General features: G+C 65.6%; 17 protein-coding genes. 10 read left to right on the top strand and 7 right to left on the bottom strand.

Going from position 1 to position 21790, the window contains the following annotated elements; genetic code table 11:
• Positions 1-79 precede the first annotated feature (79 nt).
• The 4 genes from DDF70_RS19810 to acuI all read left to right on the top strand — a co-directional run bounded on the left by DDF70_RS19810 (position 80) and on the right by acuI (position 5419).
• On the top strand, positions 80-1342 hold the full coding sequence (locus tag DDF70_RS19810; protein ID WP_114946567.1) for a cell wall hydrolase: 1263 nt from the start codon (positions 80-82) through the stop codon (positions 1340-1342).
• Between the two features lie 86 nt (positions 1343-1428).
• The gene (locus DDF70_RS19805) at positions 1429-2859 is read left to right on the top strand and encodes a M10 family metallopeptidase C-terminal domain-containing protein (RefSeq protein WP_114946566.1); all 1431 of its coding nucleotides are present in this window, start codon (positions 1429-1431) and stop codon (positions 2857-2859) included.
• 154 nt (positions 2860-3013) lie between these two features.
• A complete protein-coding gene (locus DDF70_RS19800) occupies positions 3014-4255 on the top strand; it encodes an MFS transporter (protein WP_114946565.1) in 1242 nt (413 codons plus the stop codon).
• A 177-nt stretch (positions 4256-4432) separates the two neighbouring features.
• Complete coding sequence (gene acuI / locus DDF70_RS19795) at positions 4433-5419, top strand: acrylyl-CoA reductase (NADPH) (protein ID WP_114946564.1); 987 nt, start codon at positions 4433-4435, stop codon at positions 5417-5419.
• 199 nt (positions 5420-5618) lie between these two features.
• Here acuI and DDF70_RS19790 read toward each other — a convergent pair whose 3' ends face one another.
• Complete coding sequence (locus DDF70_RS19790) at positions 5619-6566, bottom strand: LysR family transcriptional regulator (RefSeq protein WP_114946563.1); 948 nt, start codon at positions 6564-6566, stop codon at positions 5619-5621.
• Between the two features lie 167 nt (positions 6567-6733).
• On the opposite strand from DDF70_RS19790, the gene wrbA reads away from it, so the two are divergent.
• Entirely contained in the window at positions 6734-7336 is a 603-nt protein-coding gene (wrbA, locus tag DDF70_RS19785; protein ID WP_114946562.1) for an NAD(P)H:quinone oxidoreductase, read from the top strand.
• Between the two features lie 115 nt (positions 7337-7451).
• Here the strand turns inward: wrbA and DDF70_RS19780 are convergent, their stop codons facing one another.
• Entirely contained in the window at positions 7452-8426 is a 975-nt protein-coding gene (locus DDF70_RS19780; protein ID WP_114946561.1) for an L-threonylcarbamoyladenylate synthase, read from the bottom strand.
• A 124-nt stretch (positions 8427-8550) separates the two neighbouring features.
• Between DDF70_RS19780 and DDF70_RS19775 the strand changes: the two genes are divergently transcribed.
• From DDF70_RS19775 to DDF70_RS19760, 4 genes are all read left to right on the top strand, one after another.
• Positions 8551-10329, top strand: a complete 1779-nt coding sequence (locus tag DDF70_RS19775; RefSeq protein ID WP_114946560.1) for an acyl-CoA dehydrogenase family protein — start codon at positions 8551-8553, stop codon at positions 10327-10329.
• Positions 10330-10333: 4 nt separating this feature from the next.
• A complete protein-coding gene (locus DDF70_RS19770) occupies positions 10334-11185 on the top strand; it encodes an SDR family oxidoreductase (RefSeq protein ID WP_114946583.1) in 852 nt (283 codons plus the stop codon).
• Between the two features lie 241 nt (positions 11186-11426).
• Positions 11427-12422, top strand: a complete 996-nt coding sequence (locus DDF70_RS19765) for a magnesium transporter CorA family protein (RefSeq protein ID WP_114946559.1) — start codon at positions 11427-11429, stop codon at positions 12420-12422.
• 181 nt (positions 12423-12603) lie between these two features.
• On the top strand, positions 12604-13353 hold the full coding sequence (locus DDF70_RS19760; protein ID WP_114946558.1) for an SOS response-associated peptidase: 750 nt from the start codon (positions 12604-12606) through the stop codon (positions 13351-13353).
• A gap of 403 nt (positions 13354-13756) precedes the next feature.
• Here the strand turns inward: DDF70_RS19760 and DDF70_RS19755 are convergent, their stop codons facing one another.
• Both DDF70_RS19755 and DDF70_RS19750 read right to left on the bottom strand, forming a co-directional pair.
• Positions 13757-15007: a class I SAM-dependent RNA methyltransferase gene (locus DDF70_RS19755; protein WP_114946557.1), complete on the bottom strand. Its 1251-nt coding sequence runs from the start codon at positions 15005-15007 to the stop codon at positions 13757-13759.
• Positions 15000-15728, bottom strand: coding sequence for a TlyA family RNA methyltransferase (locus DDF70_RS19750; RefSeq protein ID WP_114946556.1), 729 nt, complete (start codon positions 15726-15728; stop codon positions 15000-15002). Before DDF70_RS19750 ends, DDF70_RS19755 begins: the two co-directional genes overlap by 8 nt.
• A gap of 104 nt (positions 15729-15832) precedes the next feature.
• Here DDF70_RS19750 and DDF70_RS19745 point away from each other — a divergent pair, with 104 nt between their 5' ends.
• Positions 15833-16546: a superoxide dismutase gene (locus DDF70_RS19745; protein WP_114946555.1), complete on the top strand. Its 714-nt coding sequence runs from the start codon at positions 15833-15835 to the stop codon at positions 16544-16546.
• Between the two features lie 120 nt (positions 16547-16666).
• Here DDF70_RS19745 and dxs read toward each other — a convergent pair whose 3' ends face one another.
• From dxs to DDF70_RS19730, 3 genes are all read right to left on the bottom strand, one after another.
• Positions 16667-18574, bottom strand: a complete 1908-nt coding sequence (dxs, locus tag DDF70_RS19740; RefSeq protein WP_114946554.1) for a 1-deoxy-D-xylulose-5-phosphate synthase — start codon at positions 18572-18574, stop codon at positions 16667-16669.
• A 255-nt stretch (positions 18575-18829) separates the two neighbouring features.
• Positions 18830-19078, bottom strand: coding sequence for an exodeoxyribonuclease VII small subunit (locus tag DDF70_RS19735; protein WP_009764792.1), 249 nt, complete (start codon positions 19076-19078; stop codon positions 18830-18832).
• A gap of 30 nt (positions 19079-19108) precedes the next feature.
• Positions 19109-21784 carry a DUF2339 domain-containing protein gene (locus tag DDF70_RS19730; protein WP_245435570.1) on the bottom strand — a complete coding sequence of 892 codons (2676 nt, stop codon included), beginning with the start codon at positions 21782-21784 and terminating at the stop codon, positions 19109-19111.
• Positions 21785-21790 lie beyond the last annotated feature (6 nt).

Raw genomic sequence — 21790 nt, 5'->3', positions numbered from 1 at the left:
GAGACCTGCCTTAACCACCCATCAACCTTAACCCGCGATAACTTTAAGACATCGGAGCCCTCCTGCTGGATGCTCCGTGATGTTCATGAGTTTTTGCAGGGTGTTGCGCGTGCGTCTTCCGTATCGTCGTTCTCGAGTGAAATGGATCTGCGCCACGACGGCTCCCTGGGCGCTGGCGACCGGCCTCCTGATCTCGTTCACGGCTTCGGCCAGCAACGACCTGCATTCCGGCGTCAGCTTCACGCCGCGCAGCGCGACCGCCCGCCTCGTCGAGACCGCGCTCATTCCCCCCACAGGGGCCTCCATCGCCGATGGGAAGCTTGGGATCGACCGCGACATCCTTCGCTCCATGCCGCGCTATGACCTGCCGGATGAGACGGCCGATTCAGAGCCCCTCAAGGCCGACAGGAAGGCCGATGCGGGACCCGATCCCGTCGTTGACCGCGCGCTGAAGGGAAGCCCGCTGGTGGCACCGCATGCCACCCTGTCCCGCCGGGCCAAGCAACTGCGTCCCACGCTCGAGCATGCGACCGGCGCACGGCTGCTCTACAGCCACGACGAGCGGCTCCTGCCGCCGACCGTCCTCATGGAGGGCCAGCTCGAAGCACCGGAGACCGAACAGGTCTTCGAGCCCTGGGAAACGCCCGAATACACCACGACGCGCCAGACCACCTCCGTGCAGTCGCCGGCCGCCGCCGCGGCCGGCTCCACCGGAGCCGCGGCGAGCCCGACGACCCCCATGGTGAAGCGCGCCATCGCCCTGTCTTCGGCGACCCCGGCTCCGGTCGAGGCGACACCCATTGAAATTGCGGCGGCTCCCGTGTCCCTGCAATCGCCGCGCCTCGACCGTGGAGGCTACGGAGCCCTGACCATCCTGCCGAAGGGCGACGATGCGGATCGTCCGCGCTATGCCGACCTGATCGATCCGGACAACATCAGCAAGGAGCAGCGCTGCCTCGCCGAGGCCGTCTATTTCGAGGCCCGCAGCGAACCCCTTGAAGGTCAGGCGGCCGTGGCCCAGGTGGTGCTCAACCGGGTGAAGAGCGGACTATATCCGTCCAGCATCTGCGGCGTCGTCTACCAGAACCGCCACCGCCATCTCGCCTGCCAGTTCACCTTCGCCTGCGAGGGCAAGGCTCTCCGGATTCGCGATACGGAGTCCTGGGAGCGCGCCAAGACCGTCGCGAGCGCCGTGCTGGAAGGCAAGACGTACCTGGCCGATGTGGGTGGCGCGACCCATTACCATGCGGATTACGTGAAGCCCTACTGGGCCCGGCGCCTGAAGAAGATGGACGTGATCGGTCGCCACATCTTCTACAAGCTCAAGCCCGGGCAGACCTGACAGGAATTCCTCGACGTGTGCTTCGGCACTTTAGAAGGCATAATGGTGTAATATAGCCTTCAGGCGGGCGTGAAGGTGAGGGCATCGTGGCGAGCATCCGAAGTTCTGTTCCGGGTTCGGGCTATGGCAATGCCTATGTCGATTCCCTCATCTGGGGCGGCATGGCATGGAACGCCGCGAGTGGGCCGATCAAGGTCTGGTTCGGCCAGAGCGAGGATTTCGCGGCAGCAAGCACCGTTCACGGACCCAGCGATGTTCTGACGAGCGGCGCGTCGGCTTGGAACTGGGGCGACACCGAGAAGTCCGCCTTCGATTATGCGACGCAAGTCTACGCGAGCGTCTGCGGCCTGACTTTCGAACTCGCCAATTCCGCTGCAGACGCCGATATCGTCTGGTGGAAGACGGCTCTGGCCGGCGATGCGCTCGGCCTGCACGAATTGCCGGACAGCCAGCAGGTCTGGGGATATTTCGACCCATCGGCACCCACATGGAACAGCTTCTATTTCGGCGGCGACGCGCTCAACACCGTGCTGCACGAACTGGGACACGGCATGGGACTGGCCCATCCGCACGATGGTGGGACAAGCGAGGACGCAACCGTCTTTCCAGGTGTCGTCGATTCTATCTCGATCGGGCAATACGGTCTGAACCAAGGCATCTGGACGGTCATGTCCTACAACACCGGCTGGGACGGCGCCGGTTATGACACGACCTACGGCAATCAGGCGGGGCTTGGGGCTTTCGACATTGCCGCCTTGCAGGCTCTCTATGGGAAGAACATGGAAACGAGCCGGGGGGACGATGTCTATTGGCTGCCGACGTGGGATCGGGACGTCGACGAGCGAGGATGGTACTGCCTCTGGGATGCGGGCGGACAGGACACGATTACGGCGGCGCGAGCCTATGCGGGAGTCGTGATCGATCTCCGCGCCGCGACGCTGCTGCAGGGCGATCCCCACGCGGGAGGCTTCATCTCCCGCGAAAATGGAGTCGCGGGCGGCTACACGATCGCGAACGGAGCGACGATCGAGAACGCGTTCGGCGGACGCTATGCCGACAGGCTCCAGGGCAATTCCGCCGCAAACCTGCTGAAGGGCAATGGCGGCGACGACACGCTTCTTGGAGGAGCCGGCGACGACACGCTCCAGGGAGGGGCGGGCAACGACAGGCTCTACGGTGGTGCGGATCGGGACAGCTTCGTGTTCGACAGCAAGATCGGAAAGGGTGCGAACATCGACCGGATCGACGACTTCAATCCGGTCTATGATTCGATCCTGCTCGAGAACAAGATCTTCACCAAATTGGGCGCCGGCAGCATGTCCGCCCCGAAAGCTCTCAAGGCCGACATGTTCGTTCGCGCCGCGAAAGCGCAGGATCGGGAGGACCGGATCGTCTATGACAGGAAAACCGGCGCGCTATCCTACGATTCGGACGGCAGCGGCGCAGCCGCGCCGGTGAAGATCGCCACCCTGGGTAAAAATCTGAAGCTCGGCCACCAGGATTTCTTCGTGATCTGAAGGTGTCACAGGTCCGCGGGAAATGGCGGGCCTCGTACTCCTGCCCGCCATCGATCACGTTTCCTCATACCAAAGCCTACAAACTTTCAATGTTGCTGATGCGTGAGTTGGAGTAGTCTGCGCACCCTTGTTGCCTCCCCTGAGGGCCGTGAGCATGTCCGCTTCTCCCGCTCGATCCCGTGTTTCGCCGGAACTCATCGTTCTCTGCGGCTGCCTGATCGCCCTGATCACCTTCGGGCCACGGGCGTCCTCCGGCCTGTTCCAGCTCCCCATGATCACGGAATACGGCTGGGGACGCGATACCTTCGGCTTCGCCATCGCGATCCAGAACCTGCTCTGGGGCCTCGGTCAGCCCTTCGCCGGAGCGGTGGCGGATCGGTTCGGGGCGTTCCGGGTGCTCTGCACGGGCGCGCTGCTCTATGCCCTCGGCCTCGTGGTGATGGCCTATGCGACCACGCCGGGTGTGCTCCATCTCGGCGCCGGCGTGCTCATCGGCTTCGGTCTGTCCGGCTGCTCGTTCAATCTGGTGCTCGGCGCCTTCGGCAAGCTCCTGCCCGAGAAGTGGCGTCCCATGGCCTTCGGCGCCGGCACGGCGGCGGGATCCTTCGGTCAGTTCCTGTTCCCGCCCATCGGCAACGTGCTGATCGATTCGTTCGGCTGGCACCAGGCCCTGCTGGTCTTCGCCGCGAGCGTCCTGATCGTCATGCCCCTGGCGCTTGCGCTCGCCACGAGGCCGACCGGCGATTCGACCCCGGCCGGAGCGGCCGCTGTCCCCAATCAATCGATCAAACAGGCCCTGACGGAGGCCTTCCGGCATCGCTCCTATGTGCTGCTGGTGCTCGGCTTCTTCACCTGCGGCTTCCAGCTCGCCTTCATCACCGTGCACCTGCCGGCGTATCTCAAGGACGCCGGCCTTTCCGCGGCTGTCGGCGGATGGACGCTTGCCACCATCGGTCTTGCCAACGCGGTCGGGTCGCTCGCCTCGGGCTGGCTTTCCACCCGCATGTCGAAGCGCTGGCTGCTTGCCTGGATCTATCTCGGCCGTTCGGTGGCGATCGCCGCGTTCATCCTGATCCCGGCGTCGCCTCTCAGCTCGATCCTGTTCGGTGTCTCCATCGGCGTTCTGTGGCTCTCCACCGTGCCGCCAACGTCGTCGCTCGTGATGCTGATGTTCGGCACCCGCTACATGGCCATGCTCTACGGCTTCGCGTTCTTCTCGCATCAGGTCGGCGGCTTCCTCGGGGTGTGGCTCGGGGGGCTGCTCTACGAGATCAACGGCAACTACAGCGCGGTCTGGTGGCTCTCGGTCGTGCTGGGGCTTGCTTCCGCCGTGATCAACCTGCCGATCAAGGAACAGCCCGTGCAGCGCGGGCCGACCCTGCAGCCAGCCGAGTAAGGTTCGGACTGCTCCGAAGGGCCAGAGCATTTTTCGGTGAAGCGGGTCCGGTTCACCGTCAAGGAAAGCCGCAAAGCAAAGAGGAGAGCTGATTCCACGAAAGTGGAATCAGCTCCATGACCTTTCCTCTTGCCCCGATCATGCGCCGCGCCACAAATGGGCCGGGGAGGAAATGCCATGAGCATGTTCAAAGCCATCGTCATCGACAAGAACGAAGCCGGTCAAAGCGTCGAGATCCGTTCCTTCGATGAGGCGGATCTCATGGACGGCGACGTCACCGTGCGCGTGTCGCACTCGACGCTGAACTACAAGGACGGCCTCGCGGTCACCGGCAAGGCGCCGGTGGTGCGCCGCTTTCCTATGATCCCGGGCGTCGATCTCGCCGGCACGGTGGAGACGTCCTCGAATCCCGATTTCAAGCCCGGCGACGCGGTGGTGCTCAACGGTTGGGGTTTGGGCGAGACCCATCTTGGCGCCTATGCCGAGAAGGTGCGCGTCAGGGGCGAGTGGCTGATTCCGCTCCCGCAAGGATTGTCGCCCCTTCAGGCCATGGCCGTCGGCACGGCGGGCTATACGGCGATGCTCTGCCTCATGGCCCTGGAGCGTCATGGCCTGAGCCCGGATCGTGGTCCTGCCATCGTGACGGGTGCGGTCGGCGGTGTCGGCTCGGTGGCCGTGGCGCTGCTTGCGAAAGCCGGTTGGCACGTAGTCGCCTCCACCGGGCGGCCCGAGGAGGCCGACTACCTGAAGGGCCTGGGAGCGGCCGAGATTCTCGACCGCAGCGAGCTTGCCGGCCCCGCGCGGCCGCTCGCCAAGGAGCGTTGGGCGGCAGGGATCGATACGGTCGGCTCCACGACGCTCGCCAATGTGCTGTCCATGACGAAATACGGCGGCGCGATCGCCGCCTGCGGTCTCGCGGGCGGCATGGATCTTCCCACGACCGTCGCGCCGTTCATCCTGCGCAACGTTGCGCTGCTCGGCGTCGACTCGGTCATGGCTCCCAAGGCGTTGCGGGTCGAGGCCTGGAACCGGATCGCCCACGAACTCGATCACGGAAAGCTCGCCGCCATGACCTCGACGATCCCGCTCGATCAGGCGCCGGAGGCGGGCAGAAAGATCGTCGAAGGGAAGATCAAGGGGCGCGTGGTGGTGGAGATCGGCTAGCTCGTCATCGAGGTTTCAGGAGCACTCTGCTGTCTTCCCCGATGCACGACGTGCGGAAAGGGGATCCACGATCAAGCGCCGTGCGATGGATTTCCTTCCCCTCCGCTGCGCTCCGGCCGGGAATGACACGGTTGCATTGCTTGGATCGCGATCAGCGGCACGAGGCCGGTGATGTCGTGAATCGAATGCAGATCAACACTCAAGCCGCCGGAACAGGACTCGGTATCCTACTGCCGACTCCCTCGATCCACTTCTTCTGCTTGGTGATCTCGGCCGCCATGAAATCCATGAAGGCTCGCACGCGAGCCGATTGGCGCAGGTCGGGATGGGTCAGGAGCCACAGGCCTGTGGAAAATTCAGGCTTGATCTCCGACAAGCGGATGAGTTCGGGTTTTGCATCCGCGATGAAGCAGGGCAGGGGACCGATGCCGGTTCCGGCCTGGACCGACTCCGCGAGGCCGAGCACCGTGTTGACCTTGTAGACGATGTTTTCCGGTGCCACGTGCTCGCGCACGAAACGTGCGGCCTTCATGGCCGCCAGATTGTCGCCGAGCGCGACCCAGTGACGGTCGAACAGAGCGGTGAGGTTCACGTCGTCGGCTCCCCTGACATCGGGAAAATCCGCAGCCCGCCCGTAGATCGCCCAGGCAATCGTCGCCACGCGGCGTCCAACGAGCGTCTCCGGCGGATCGTCGGTGGCACGGATCGCCACGTCCGCATCACGCTTGGACAGGTTGAGCGCCTGGTTGGCGAGCACCACATCGAGCCGCATCTCGGGACAGGCGGTGATGAAGCGGGCAAAAATCGGGGTCAGAAGATGGACGAGGAGCGTGTCGTTGGTCGTGACCCGCAGCTCGCCCGTCGGAGCCACGGCTTGGCCCGCAAGCCTGCGTGTGAAGGCGGTGACGTTCTCGTCCATCTGTTCGGCAAGCGCCGACATCTCTTCCCCGGCCGGGGTGAGGACATACCCGGTGCGGTGGCGCTCGAAGAGCTTGACGCCGAGATTGTCTTCCATTTGACCGAGCCTGCGGAAGACCGTCGAGTGGTTGACCCCGAGTCGTTCGGCGGCGCCGGCGAGCCCGCTGGCCTCGGCGATGATCTTCACGAGCCTGAAATCGTCCCAGTCGAGATGCTGCTGCTTGGTCATTGGTTTGCATTCCCGCAAGAGAGCTCCTGCAAAGGTAACACTGGTTTTGCAGCGGGGAAAGATTATCCTCCCCCGCGTCAACAACAGCCGGCGGCCCTCTTCCAGCCTAGGACAATGCGAGCCGGAAGGCGGGCGCCGCATTCCAATCTCAATCGATCGGAGTTCACATGACCAAGGTTCTGGTACTGTACTATTCATCCTGGGGACATATCGAGCAGATGGCTTATGCCGTCGCCGAAGGCGCCCGCGAGGCCGGGGCCGAAGTCGCGGTGAAGCGCGTGCCGGAACTGGTCCCGGCCGAGGTGGCTCAGGCCGCCTATTACAAGACCGACCAGAAGGCTCCCGTCGCTACCGTCGAGGAGTTGGCCGACTACGACGCCATCATCATCGGTACGCCGACCCGCTACGGCACTATGGCGGCGCAGATGAAGAACTTCCTCGACCAGACCGGCGGCCTGTGGGCCAAGGGCGCTCTCATCGGCAAAGTGGGCTCGGTGTTCACCTCCGCGGCCAACCAGCATGGTGGCCTGGAGGCGACGATCCTCACGTCGCTGCCGGTGTTCCTGCACCACGGCATGGTGGTCGCCGGCCTGCCTTATTCCTTCCAGGGCCAGATGGGTGTCGATCAGATCCGCGGCGGTTCGCCTTACGGCGCATCCACGGCGACCGGCGGCGACGGCTCGCGCCAACCGACCGAGATCGATCTCGACGGCGCCCGCTTCCAGGGCCGGCACGTCGCCCAGATCGCCGCGAAACTCGCTGCGAAGTAAAAACCCTCACGTCATGGCCGGCCTTGTGCCGGCCATCTTTAGCCTGCGAGGCGCCGTGTATTTCGCATCGAGATCACCGGCACAGGGCCGGTGATGACGTGGTGCGATGGAGCGCCTAACGCTCCGCTGCGGCCCGCCTCAGCCGGTCGTTGATGGCTTCGCCCAGGCCGGTTTCCGGAACGGGGCTCACCGCGATGGTCGCGGCGCCCGAAGCGTCGAGCTGCCTGAGATAGGAAAACAGATGAGCGGCGGCCTCCACGAGGTCGCCGTTTTTGCTGAGGTTCAGGGCGGCCTGGGCGGCCTCGACGCCTTGAGGAGCGCTGGGGCCGAAGAGCAGGGCGGCTTCTCCCGGGCGGATGCTGGTCGCGTTCAGGCGCACCTGCGCCCTTGGGGCATAGTGGGAGGCCAGCATGCCTGGTGCGAGCGGGCTGGAGCCCGCCGCTTCCGCGCCCGTCCCGAGCTTTTCGCCGATCAGCGCCTCGATGGCTTCGCGGGGAACGCCGCCCGGACGGAGCAGGCGCGGCGTCCCACCCAGACACGACACGATGGTCGATTCGACGCCGACCTGCGCGGCACCGCCGTCGAGCACCGCGTCGATCCGCCCGTCGAGGTCCCCCAGCACATGGTCCGCATCGGTCGGGCTCACGCGGCCCGAGCGGTTGGCCGAGGGCGCGGCCACCGGGCGGCCCGTCCCTTGAAGAAGCGCATGGGCGAGGGGATGGGCAGGCACCCTTAAGCCCACGCTGTCGAGGCCGGCGCGGGCGAGATCCGAGATAGTGCAGGAGGGAGCGATCGGCACCACGAGGGTCAGGGGACCGGGCCAGAAGGCCTCCGCCAGCCGGGTGGCCGTCTCGTCGAACATGCCCTGGATTTTGGCGGACTCGAAGCTGTCCAGGTGTGAGATCAGAGGGTTGAAGCTCGGGCGCTCCTTGGCGGCATAAATACCGGCCACTGCTTCCGCGTTGGTCGCATCGGCGCCCAGGCCATAGACCGTCTCCGTCGGAAAGGCCACGAGGCCGCCGTGCCGCAGGATGTCCGCCGCCCGGGCGAGACCCGCCGCATCGGCCGCCAGACGCTCCGTTTGGCGCATTGACCCGTGATCGTTCACGTCTAAACTATCCTTTTCCGACAGGGTATTTGCCCTTGCCGGGCGGGTTTAACGGCGCGAGAACACGCGTCAATATGAAAAGCCCCGTGCTTGAGAGGAAACCTTGATGACCTACCGCGCGCCTGTTCCGGATATCGTCTTTACCATGCGGCATGTGGCGGGCCTCGACCGGGCCGTGGCCGATGGTGTCTATGGCGACCTGTCCGCCGATCTGGCCGAGACAATCCTGGACGAGGCCGGCCGCTTCGCCAACGACGTAATCGCGCCCCTCAATCGCGAAGGCGACCGGTATGGAGCCGTCTTCAAGGACGGCGCGGTGACCACCGCTCCCGGCTGGAAGCAGGCCTACAAGGCTTGGACGGAAGCCGGGTGGAACGCGCTGCCGGGTCCGGTGGATTACGGCGGGCAGGGCCTGCCGACGCTCCTCAACTCGGCCTGCGTCGAGATGTGGAACGCCGCCTCCATGGCCTTCGGCATCGGGCCCGTGCTGACCATGGGGGCCATCGAGGCGATGGTCCAGCATGCCTCCGACGACCTCAAGAGCCGGTATCTCGAAAAGCTCGTCTCCGGCGAATGGACCGCGACCATGAACCTCACGGAGCCGCAGGCCGGGTCCGATCTCGCGGCCCTGCGCTCGCGGGCCGAGCCTGCTGGCGACGGCACCTATCGCATCACGGGCCAGAAGATCTTCATCACCTACGGCGAGCACGATCTCACCGACAACATCGTCCATCTCGTGCTCGCGCGCCTGCCAGACGCGCCGGCCGGGACGCGGGGCATCTCGCTCTTCCTGGTGCCGAAGTTTCTGCCCGACGGCACGCGCAACGACGTGCGCTGCCATTCCATCGAGCACAAGCTCGGCATCCATGCCTCGCCCACATGCACGATGATCTTCGGGGACAACGGCGGCGCCATCGGCTGGCTCGTGGGTGAAGAAAATCGCGGTCTCGCCTGCATGTTCACGATGATGAACAACGCCCGCCTCGCCGTGGGGCTGCAAGGTGTCGCCATTGCCGAGCGCGCCTATCAGCAGGCTTTGGCCTACGCCCACGAGCGCCGGCAGGGCCGCGCCATCGGCGCGGCCGAGGGCATGAGCCCGATCGCCGTGCATCCGGACGTGCAGCGCAACCTGCTCACCATGAAGGCGCTTACGGCGGCGGCGCGGGCGATCTGCTACATGACGGCCGAGGCCATCGACCGCGCGCATCTCGAAGAGGATCCGGCGCGCCGGAAGAAAGCGAACGACCGCGCGTCCCTGCTCACGCCGGTGGCGAAAGCCTTCTCGACCGATATCGGCGTGGAGGTTTCGTCCCTGGGCGTACAGGTCCATGGCGGCATGGGCTTCATCGAGGAGACGGGCGCAGCCCAGCATTTCCGCGATGCGCGCATCGCGCCGATCTACGAGGGCACCAACGGCATCCAGGCCATCGATCTCGTCACCCGCAAGCTGCCGCTCTCCGGCGGCGAGACGGTGCGGGCGCAGATCGCGTCCATGCGCGCTACGGTCGCGCGGCTCCTGAAAGAGGGGACGCCCGCCTTCGGGGCGACCGCGCCGCGCCTGCGCGATGCGATCGAGAGCCTGGACCGGGCCACGGGCTTCCTGCTGCAGGCGGTCTCGTCCAACGCGCAGGGCGAGGCCCTGGCCGGTGCGACGCCTTACCTGCGTCTGTTCGCGTTGGCGCAGGGCGGCACGGCGCTGGCCGAGATGGCGCTCGCCGCGCACGCGCAAGCGGCTGCCGGCGACACGGATCCGGCCCATGCGGGCCGCATCGCGCTCTGCCGCTTCTTCGCCGAGAACGTCGCGGTCGGGGCCAAGGGCCTGGAGGAGACGGTGATGGGCGGAGCGGGCTTCCTGCAGGATGCAAACCTCGCGCTGGCGGGCTGATCCCATGACCCTCAACGGAAAAACCCTGCTCATCACCGGCGCCTCGCGGGGCATCGGCCTTGCCATCGGCCTTCGTGCCGCCCGGGACGGCGCGAACGTGGTCATCGCGGCCAAGACGGCGGAGCCGCACCCGAAGCTTCCCGGCACCATCTACACGGCCGCGGACGAGATCGAAGCGGCAGGCGGCAAGGCCTTGCCGCTCGTGGTCGACGTGCGCGACGAAGAGGCCGTCAAGGGCGCCATCGCCAAAACGGTCGAGACCTTCGGCGGCCTCGACATCGTGGTCAACAACGCGAGCGCCATCAGCCTCACGCCGACGCCGCAGACCGACATGAAGCGCTTCGATCTGATGCACCAGATCAACACGCGCGGCACCTACATGGTGTCGAAATACGCCATCCCGCATCTGGAGAAGGCCGAGAACCCGCACATCCTCATGCTCTCGCCGCCCCTCGACATGAGCGAGAAATGGTTCGCGCCGTATCTGGCCTACTCGCTGGCCAAATACGGCATGAGCCTGTGCGTGCTCGGGCTTGCGGGAGAGCTGCGGGGCAAGGGGATCGCCGTCAATGCGCTCTGGCCGCGCACGACCATCGCCACCAGCGCGATCAGGAACCTGCTCGGCGGCGATGCGCTCGTGCAGGCGAGCCGCACCCCGGAGATCCTGGCCGACGCGGCTCATGCGATCTTCCTGAAGCCCGCACGGAGCTTCTCGGGCCATTTCCTCATCGACGACGTGTTCCTGCACGGTGAGGGCGTGACCGATTTCGAGAAGTACCGGGTCGATCCAAGTCAGCCCCTCGCGCCCGATTTCTTCGTCCCGGACGACACGCCGCCCCTGTCATCCTTGGGTTAGGTTCATCCGCTTTACTCCGGCCTGTGGATATCCTCTCACGTCATCACCGGCCTCGTGCCGGTGATCCCGATCCGTAGAGCGCTGCGCTTTCCCGTATCGGGATGGCCGGCACAGGGCCGGCCATGACGTGGGAGGCTGTCATCATGGGCGACATGAGGCCGGGAATGACATGGCGTTCTCTCGGGAGTACAAAGCCTGGATCGATCGGACATGACATGGCTTCCAAAGGGCAAGTACGCGTATGATTGTGATCCACAGGCCGGCGCCGGCGAAGGGCCCGATGGGCGAGTCCCTCGATCGTCAGGTGCTCCCGCCGGGTGATCCGATCCCCCAGGACGCCCTGTGGATCGACCTGGTCGATCCGTCCAAGGACGAGGACAGGCTGGTCGAGGCCCATCTGAGCATCGAGATCCCGACCAAGGAGGAGATGGCGGATATCGAGCCCTCCGAAATCCTCTATCACGAGAACAACGCGCGCTACATGACCGCGCGCGTCCTGTGCAGTTCCGATACGGACAACCCGAAGCTGATCGACGTGTCATTCATCCTGACCGAGCGGGCTCTCGTGACGGTGCGTTACGGCGAGCCGCGCTCCTTCAGCATGTTCATGGCGCGCGCCGTCAAGCCAGGGGGCTGCCGGCACCAGCCCGAGGCGGTGCTCGACGGATTGCTCGAGACCATCATCGACCGCGCGGCCGAGATCCTGGGCACCGTCGGCACCCGGATCGACCGCCTGTCGCAATCGATCTTCGAGAACGAGAAGCGGGGCGCACGCCGCGCGGCTTCCTATCGGGTGGCGCTGAAATCCATCGGCCGCAAGGGCGACGTCATCTCCAACGTCCGCGAAAGCATGGTATCGGTGGAGCGCATGCTGCTGTTCCTGTCCGCCAGCATGCCGCGACCGCAGAAGACGGCGGGCTACAAGACGGAATGGCGCACCGCTTTGCGCGACGTGCAATCCATCGAGGAACACGCGACGTTCCTGTCCAACAAGATCCAGTTCCTGCTCGACGCGACGCTCGGCCTCGTCACCATCGAGCAGAACGACATCATCAAGATCTTCTCGGTCATGTCGGTGATCTTCCTGCCGCCGACCCTGGTCTCATCGCTCTACGGCATGAACTTCAAGATCATGCCGGAACTCGATTGGGAGTTCGGTTATCCCTGGGCCATCATGCTGATGGTTCTCGCCGCCGTGCTGCCTTATCTCTATTTCCGCTGGAAGCGGTGGCTGTAAACGCAATCGCTGTCATTCCGGGGCGAGAATCGCGAGAGCCCGGAACCCATGAACACGACGTTTCAAGAATGGGCGCGCAGCGTTGCACTTCATTCTGTATTGCCAGCGGTTATGGGTTCCGGGCTCCGCTGCGCGGCCCCGGAATGACAGCGGTATGTAAGAAAAGCGAGAGGAAACCACCATGTGCGGACGCTATGCGATCACGCTTCCTCCCGAGACCTTTCGGGATTTCTTCGGCTATCCCGAGCAGCCGAACTTCCCTCCGCGCTACAACGTGGCTCCCACGCAGCCGGTCCCGATCGTGCTGGAGGATCGCGGCGAGCGGCATTTCATGCTGGTGCGCTGGGGCTTCCTGCCGTCCTGGGTGAAGGACCCGAAGGACTTTCCCCTCGTCATCAACGCGCGCGGCGAAACGCTGGAGACCAAGCCGACCTTCAAGGCCGCGCTCAAACGCCGGCGCTGCATCTTCCTCGCCGACGGCTTCTATGAATGGCGGCGGGAGGGGAAGGAGAAGACCCCGTTCCTGATCCGCCCGCGCAGCCGCAAGCCCATGCCGATGGCGGGCCTGTGGGAGACCTATATGAGCCCGGACGGGGCGGAAATCGACACCGCCGCCATCGTCACCACCGATGCCAACGGCACGCTCTCTGCCGTGCACGACCGCATGCCGGTGATCCTCTCGGAGGACGATATAGCCGCATGGCTCGATGTCCGCGACGAGCGCGCCGACGTGATGCGCCTCGTGCGACCCTGTCCCGACGAATGGCTCGACCTCGTGCCGGTCTCGAGCCGCGTGAACAAGGTCGAGAACGATGATCCTGGGCTGATGGAGCCGCTGAGCGAACCGGAACCCGCGCCGGTGAAGGAGAGGAAGCCCAAGGCGAAGAAGCCGCTCTCCAGCGACGAGGATGAGCAGGGGAGCTTGTTTTAGGAGAGGCGCTCTGCTGTCATCCCTGGCGAGCCGAAGGCGAGTGAAGGGGATCCACCTACACGCTCAGCGCTATGGATTCCCTTCCCCTCCGCTGCGCTACATCCGGGAATGACACCCACGATGTCATGGCCGGGCTTGTCCCGGCCATCCCGATTGGAAAGGCGCGGCGCCATCTGTGTTGCTTCGCTGTCATTCCGGGGCGGCTCTTCAGAGCCGAACCCGGAACCCATACTCGCTACCAGTGAAGAAGATGGAGCGGCGTCGCCGCCGCGAGAACTCCCCTTCCATCGTGTTTATGGGTTCCGGGTTCCGCTGCGCGGCCCCGGAATGACGGTGTTGCGCCTCGATCAATCGAGATCACCGGCACAAGGCCGGTGATGACATAGGCGGACGACCGATCGGATCACCGCCGCTTCTTCACCACGTCCCGCCGCAGAATCCCCACCACCTCCAGATGCGGCGAGTGCTTGAACTGGTCGACCGGAACGACGCGTTCCAGCCGGTAGCCGCTGCTCATCAGGATCGCGGCGTCGCGCGCGAAGGTGGCGGCGTCGCAGGAGACGCTGACGACGAGCGGGACTTTCGACACGGCCAGCTGCTTCGCCTGCGCCTCCGCGCCCGCGCGCGGCGGATCGAGCACGACGGCGTCGAAGGCGTTGAGCTCAGGCGTCAGCAGGGGACGGCGGAAGAGGTCGCGCGCTTCCGTCGTGATGCGGCGCAGGCCGGACGTGGCGCGGGCGGCCTTGTCGAGCGCCACCATCGCGCCCTTGTCGAATTCCACCGCGTGCACCTCGGCCTTCTCCGCGAGCCGCAGGGCGAAGGGACCCGCGCCGGCAAAGAGATCGGCCACGCGCTTGGCGCGGGCGCACGCCTCGGTGACCAGGCCGGCCAGAATCTCCTCTCCGCGTTGCGTCGCCTGCAGGAAGGAGCCCGCGGGTGGAACGACGGCGGCACGACCCATCACGATGGCGGGAGGACGCCGCTCGACGATCAGATCGCCGTGAATCGACAGGCGAGAGAGGTCGAGGCTGGCCGCGAGATCGATGAGGCGAAGACGATCAGGATCCTTCAGGGGGCCGTAGCCGCGCACGTCCACGTCGAAGCCGGTCTGCGTCGCGGTGATCTGGACGTCGAGGGGTTTGCGCGGGCCTTTCAGGTGCTCGCCGATGGCGCGCGCGATGGAGGGCGCCTTCTCCCGCAGCGCGGGTTCCGTGACGGGGCAGAAGGCGATCTCGATAATCTGGTGGCTGCGCGGTGCCATGAAGCCCACATGCATGGCGCGGTCGGGAAAGCGCACATGCAGCGTCACGCGGCGGCGTCCGTCGCCATGGGCGTCGATGAGTGGCTCGACCGGTGCCTCGATCCGCGCTTGGCGCAGGGTATGGACGAGCGTTTCCTGCTTCCACGCCTGATAGAAGCCGTGCTTCATGTGCTGCGTGGCGCAGCCGCCGCATTCGTCGAAATAGGGGCAGAACGGCACCTCGCGCTCGGGCGATGGAACATCGATACTGACGAGGCGCGCATGCGATCCGTCGCGCTCGATGGTGACCGTCTCGCCCGGCAGCACCTTCGGCACGAAGACGGGACCGGCCGGCGTGTCGGCGATGCCGTCGGCTTTCGCGCCGAGGCGCCTGATGATGACCTGTTCAGCCACGGCGGGCTCCCAACAAAAATTCACGGTTGCCGTCTCCGCCCTCGATGGGAGACGGAATGAGCCCGATAACCTCAAAGCCGAGGGAAGTCACGAAGGATGACAGGTCCTCGCACACGGTGCGATGCACTGCCTCGTCGCGCACGATGCCCTTCTTCACGTGATCGCGTCCGGCCTCGAATTGCGGCTTCACGAGAACGGCGAGTTCCGCCCGGGGCTTCAGGAATGCGATGGCCGGAGGCAGGACGAGCTTCAAGGAGATGAAGCTCACGTCGGACACGAGGAGATCGGCTGCGTGCGGGACGAGATCGGCATTCAACGAACGGGCGTCCGTGCCTTCGAGATTGGTCACCCGCGCATTGCCCACGATGGTAGGGTGGAGCTGAGCGTGTCCCACATCCACCGCGTAGACATGGGTCGCTCCGCGCTTCAGCAGCACTTCCGTGAAGCCGCCTGTGGAGGCACCGATGTCGAGGCAGATCTTGTCCCTCGGGTCGATGTGGAACGCATCGAGCGCCGCCGCCAGCTTCACGCCGCCGCGGGACACGTAAGGATGCGGCTGCTCGGCCGTAATGACGGCCTCCTCCGGCACCCCATCGGACGCCTTGCGGATGACCAGCCCATTCACGGTCACGAGGCCGGCCGCAATGGCCTCCTGCGCCCGGGCGCGGCTTGCGAAGAAGCCGCGTTCGACGAGAACCACATCGGCGCGCTTGCGGGTCATGGGAGCCTCGAACTCATCTGGATCTCAATCCCTTCAGGTGCCGGAACCAAGTTCCGCCCTACAACATCTCTCGTCCACAATCCCAACAGGCCAACGGAGGTCCCATGCTGAGCCGTCGACATCTCCTGACCGGTGCAACCCTGCTGGCCGCCAGCGCTGCCATTCCGCGTGCCTGGGCGCAAGCCCCGACGGGGCCCTTCAAGCTCGATCCGTTGCCCTATGCGCCCTCCAAGAACGAGCCGCATATCGATGCCCTGACCATGGAAATCCACCATGACAAGCACCATGCGGCCTATGTCAACAACCTCAACGCGGCGCTCGCCCAGAATGCCGAGGCCGCCAGGATGCCGCTCCAGGACATGCTGGCGAACCTGGGCAAGCTGCCTGAGTCGATCCGTACGGCCGTGCGCAACAACGGCGGGGGACACGCCAACCACACCATGTTCTGGCAGATCATGGGCGGGCCGGGCGGCGAGCCCTCAGGCGAGCTGAAGGCCGCCGTCGACAGGGATCTCGGCGGGTTCCGGAAATTCCAGGAGGATTTCAATGCCGCCGGGACGCGGCAGTTCGGGTCCGGCTGGGTCTTCGTGACCGTGTCCCGTGACGGCAAGCTCGCCCTGACGACGCGGCCCAACCAGGATACCCCCCTGATGGACGAGCAGCGGGTCCTCATGGGCAACGACGTGTGGGAGCACGCCTATTACCTGAAATACCAGAACCGTCGGCCCGACTACCTCAAAGCGTGGTGGAACGTGCTCGACTGGAACCGGATCGGGGAACGTTATGCCGCCGCAAAGGCCGGAACGCTGACGGTTTAGCGTTCGCCGGTACCCTCCACGTCGTCACCGGCCTTGTGCCGGTGATCCCGATTGCGCAAAGCGCAGCGCTCTACAGAAGCGGGATGGCCGGGACAAGCCCGGCCATGACGACGTTGAGGCTCAAGCCCGGACCTTCCGGGGCTCTTCCCGTCCCAGGGCCTCGAACACCTTGGTGACGATGCCGGCGGCGTCGAGGCCGGCCTTGGCGTACATGCGCTCGGGCTTGTCCTGGTCCTGGTAGATGTCGGGCAGGACCATGGAGCGGACCTTCAGGCTGCCCTGGTCGAGCGCGCCCTTGTCGGCGAGGAGCTGCAGTACATAGGAGCCGAAGCCCCCGATGGAGCCTTCCTCGACGGTCACGAGAACCTCGTGGTCGCGGGCGAGCGCTAAGATCAGCTCTTCGTCCAGAGGCTTGGCGAAGCGGGCATCCGCCACCGTAGTCGACAGGCCGCGCGCCTCCAGCTCCTCGGCCGCCTTCAGGGCCTCGGCGAGGCGGGTGCCGAGCGACAGGATCGCGATGCGGCTGCCCTCCTTGACGACCCGGCCCTTGCCGATGGCGAGCGGAATGCCCTTCTCGGGCATGTCGACGCCGACGCCTTCGCCGCGCGGATAGCGGAAGGCGATGGGGCCTGAATCGTAGGCGGCGGCGGTCGCCACCATGTGGACCAGCTCGGCCTCGTCGGCGGCTGCCATCACGACCATGTTGGGCAGGCAGCCGAGATAGGCGATGTCGAAGGAGCCCGCATGGGTCGCCCCGTCGGCGCCCACGAGGCCGGCCCGGTCGAGGGCGAAGCGTACGGGCAGGTTCTGGATCGCCACGTCGTGCACCACCTGGTCGTAGGCACGCTGCATGAAGGTGGAATAGATGGCGCAGAACGGTTTGTAGCCTTCCGTGGCCATGCCGGCGGCAAAGGTCACCGCGTGCTGCTCGGCGATACCCACGTCGAAGGTGCGGGCGGGAAATTCCTTGCCGAACAGGTCGATGCCCGTTCCCGACGGCATGGCGGCCGTGACGGCCACGATCTTGTCGTCGGCTTGCGCCTCCTTGATCAGGCTCTCGCCGAACACCTTGGTGTAGGAGGGGGCGTTGGCCTTGGCTTTCGTCTGTGCGCCCGTCACCACGTCGAAGGTGACGACGCCGTGATACTTGTCGGCTGCTGCCTCGGCGGGCGCGTAGCCCTTGCCCTTCTTGGTCACCACATGGACGAGGATCGGGCCGGTCTCGGTGTCGCGGACGTTCTTCAGGATCGGCAGCAGGTGGTCGAGATTGTGCCCGTCGATGGGCCCCACATAGTAGAAGCCGAGCTCCTCGAACATGGTGCCGCCGGTCCAGAAGCCGCGGGCGAATTCCTCGGCCTTGGCGGCCTTGTCGTAGATGAATTTCGGCAGCTTCTTGGCCAGCTGCTTCGCGGTCTCGCGGATACCCCGGTAGGTGCCGCCGGACACGAGGCGGGCGAGATAGGACGACATGGCACCGGTCGGCGGCGCGATGGACATGTCGTTGTCGTTGAGGATGACGATGAGGCGCGAATGCATGGCGCCGGCATTGTTCATGGCCTCGTAGGCCATGCCGGCCGACATGGCCCCGTCGCCGATCACGGCGATCACGTTATTTGTCTTAGCCTGCAGATCCCGCGCCACGGCCATGCCGAGGCCGGCCGAGATCGACGTGGAGGAATGGGCCGCCCCGAAGGGGTCGTACTCGCTCTCGGACCGCTTGGTGAAGCCCGACAGGCCGTCCGCCTGGCGAAGGGTCCGGATCCGGTCGCGGCGCCCGGTGAGGATCTTGTGGGGATAGGCCTGATGGCCCACGTCCCAGATCAGCCGGTCGCGGGGCGTGTCGAACACGTAATGCAGCGCCACCGTCAGCTCGACGACGCCCAGGCCCGCGCCCAGGTGCCCGCCGGTGACAGACACGGCGCTGATCGTCTCCGTCCGCAGCTCGTCCGCCACCTGCCGGAGCTGGTTTTCGGGCAATTGACGCAGATCGTCCGGGGTCTTGATGGAGTCGAGGAGAGGTGTGGACAACGTTTTACTCGCCAAGCTTTAAGCCGGAGGCCATCTCCAGGAGATAAGGTCGGGAAGGGCCCTGGTCAAACGCGACACGAGGCCCCTAGAGCCTCGGACCCAAAAGTGGACACCACTTTTGGGATTGATCCGACGCTCCATCTCTTGGCTGGCGCATCGGATGGAGCGGAAAACCGGATCCACTTTTCACTGACGTGGCCCTGTGGGTCGCTGACGCGGCCCTCTGGGTCCGTCCGATGCGCTAGCCAAGCCTGACTATTCCGCCACGTCCAGCGGAGCCGTCCCGGAGGCGGCTCCGTCGGGCCCGATGGTGATCTTTTCGATGCGGGCCTCGGCCTTCTTCAGGAGCTGCTCGCAATGCTTCTTCAGGGCCTCGCCGCGCTCGTAGATCGCGATCGAATCCTCCAGGGGCACGTCGCCGCGCTCGAGGCGGCGAACGATGTCCTCAAGCTCGGCCAGGGCCTTCTCGAAGGGGAGGGTCTTGATGGAGGCGGTGTCGGTCATAGGGCTATCCGTGTCTGTCCTTGCACGATCTCACGATGGAATTGCGGCATCGCTTGGTCGGCGCGCGAGGAGTCTCTGATAGACGAGACCGATGCCGATGAGAACAAGCCCGAGCCCGATAAATGACAGGGCGCGCATCACGCCCTCCAGATTGGCGAGGTCGACGATGAAGACTTTCAGCACCGCCAGCACGAGATAGACCGCCGAAGCCAAGCGCGCGAAGCGGTTGTCGCGCAGGAGCCCGACACCGAGCAGGGCCATGCCGATGAGGAGGAGGGCGACCGAGTAGCTCCATTGCTCGCCCTGGGTGAAGCCTCGCCAGATGCCCAGGTGCCGGCCCTGGAAAACGAGGCGGATTTCCAGAGCCACATAGGCCCATTGCAGGACGAGAGCCAGGATCGCGGAGGCCAGAGAATAGACGCGCGGACGAACATTCCGCTCGGTCAAGGCCAAGGTTCCGGCCAGGATGGAAGGCAGGAGATAGGCGATCAGCAGGCTGTTGAAGACGATCCCTCCCGTGATCAGATCATTGGTGATGAGCGGGTTCGCGATGATGAGCAGCCCGATTGCGGCGAGGCCGAACGATGCGACTTTGAAGATCAGGGAACCCCAACGGTAGACCGGATCGGCCCGCCTCACGTCGAGGCGCGTCAGCAGAATCGCGAAAGCGAGGCTTTCTGTCGCAAGCAAGCCCGCCTCCAAGAGGCTGAAATCGGCAGCCATCGGATCGCCCGCATGGAGTGCGTGGCGGATCTCGAAAAACACCAGGAAGGTCGCGAAGACGAATCCCAGGCTCTCGGTGAACTGGACGATGCGGTCACGCCCGGTGCGTTCCAGGAGGCGGCTCGCCAGCAGGAACGAGACGGCGGGAACCCCATAGCCCCACAGAAGCCAGTTCACCAGGACCGGACCGGGATCGCCGCCCACGATGGTCGGGTTCCAGATCAATCTCCCGAGGATGATCAGCCCGATGGCCCCGACGGCATAACGCAGGGCCGGAATGGCGGTTCTTTCCGAGACCCAGGCCGTACCGAAGGCCGTCAGGGCGAAGGCGACGGTGAGCATGCCCTTGTCCAGGGCGAAGGTGAGGCCAAGGGCGAGCGCGCCCAGGGCCGCGGAGGCGGTCGCACCGAGGCCGAGACGGATGGCGTCGTTCCCGCTCCGGCGCATCAGCCATCGGGAGCCCAGCACGAAGGCGAGGCCGAGCGCCCCGGCCACGAGAGCAAAGGACAGGCTGGCTTCGAAATTCGCCACCCGCCAATAGGCTGCGACAAGCGCGAGCAGCGGCCCGACGCTTGCAGCGCCGGCATACCAGGCGGCAACGGCCAGGCGCAGGCCCCGCGACATCGCGAGCCGCAGGAGGGACGCTCCGGCGATCGCCGCCGGCAGAAGCGCGGCTAGGACCAGATAGGTGCTCAGGGCATGAGGTCGGACGGCGAAGACGTCGCCGGATTGGTAGAACAGGTTTTCCGGCGCATCCCCGATGTCGCTGGACAAAGGCCAGACCAGAAGGGCGCCCGCCGCCAGCAGGGCCGCGCTCGCGGTCGCCGAGGCGACGGAAGCGGAACGATACCCTGCCGCCAGCAGCACGAGAGCCAAGGTCGCGATGAAGACCGGGCGTCCATCCCCCGTGGCGACGGAACTCGTCACGATGACCCCGGCCAGGGCGAAGGTGGCGATGACGGCGCTCGCGGCCCTGTCAGTCCGTGCCTCCTCGTCGGTGACATGGCGGTAGGGATCGACAGCGAGGAAGAAGGCGGCGAACCCGGCCTGGAGCACGAGATGCACCATGGCCGGCAGCGCATCGGTCTCGTCGACGAGGAAGATCGGCAGGGTCCAGGCCACAGCTCCGACGGCGGCAGCGAGCGCCAGCCAACGCCAGAGACGCAGACGCGCCACGCCGTAGGCCGGCAACACCACGAAGGCGAGGTAGATCACGAGGGCCCAGGGCTGCGGATCGTCAGAGGAGACGAGAAGCGGGCTTCCCATCGCGCCGACAAGGCCGACGGCCGCCAGCACCGGTCCGTGGAGCGTCGCGGCCATCATGGTCAGGACTGCGATGACGCCCAGCAGCACGAAGGTCGTGGCGGGGCCGATGAGGTCATAGAGAGCATAGGCCGCATAGGCTGAAGCGAAGGCCGTGCAGGTCCCCGCCGCCGTGAGAACGCTTGGGACGTTCGCGCTGGGAATGCCGGGCAGGCCGAAGCTGCGCTCGCGGCGGCGCATCCACTCGCCCGCTCCGATGAGCGCGAGAGCGAAGAGCCCCCCGAGGGCGATGCGGGTCATGGGGCTGAGCAGGTTCTGCTCGATGGAATAACGAACGAGGAAGATGCCGCCGAGCGCCAGCGCCACGCCGCCGACCCACACGGCCCAGCGCGAGCCGAGCTTTTCCTCGAAGCCCGGGCCCGACGATGCGGGCCGGGGCGCAGGCGCCGGAACCGGCGGGACGGAGGTCGGCTTCGGCGCTTCGGGTTCCGGCCGGGGAGGAGCCGCTTCCACCGGTTGGACAGGCGCAGGAGCAGGCTCTGCCGCGAGATCCTCAGGGCGCCGGGCGGTGCGCAGCTCTGCCTCGAGACGGTCGATGCGCCCCTGGAGATTCTGAAGGTTCCGCCGCGCTTTCACGGCCAGAACCAGGCCGATGAGGGCGATGATAGGTGCACCAACTCCGATCAGGATCGCCACTAGGATGGCAAGACCGAGCAACATGTCGTC

This window comes from Microvirga calopogonii (assembly GCF_003347665.1).
GTDB classification, from domain to species: domain Bacteria; phylum Pseudomonadota; class Alphaproteobacteria; order Rhizobiales; family Beijerinckiaceae; genus Microvirga; species Microvirga calopogonii.
Note: the sequence above shows the minus strand (reverse complement) of the source record. Positions and strands in the feature narration are given on the sequence as shown.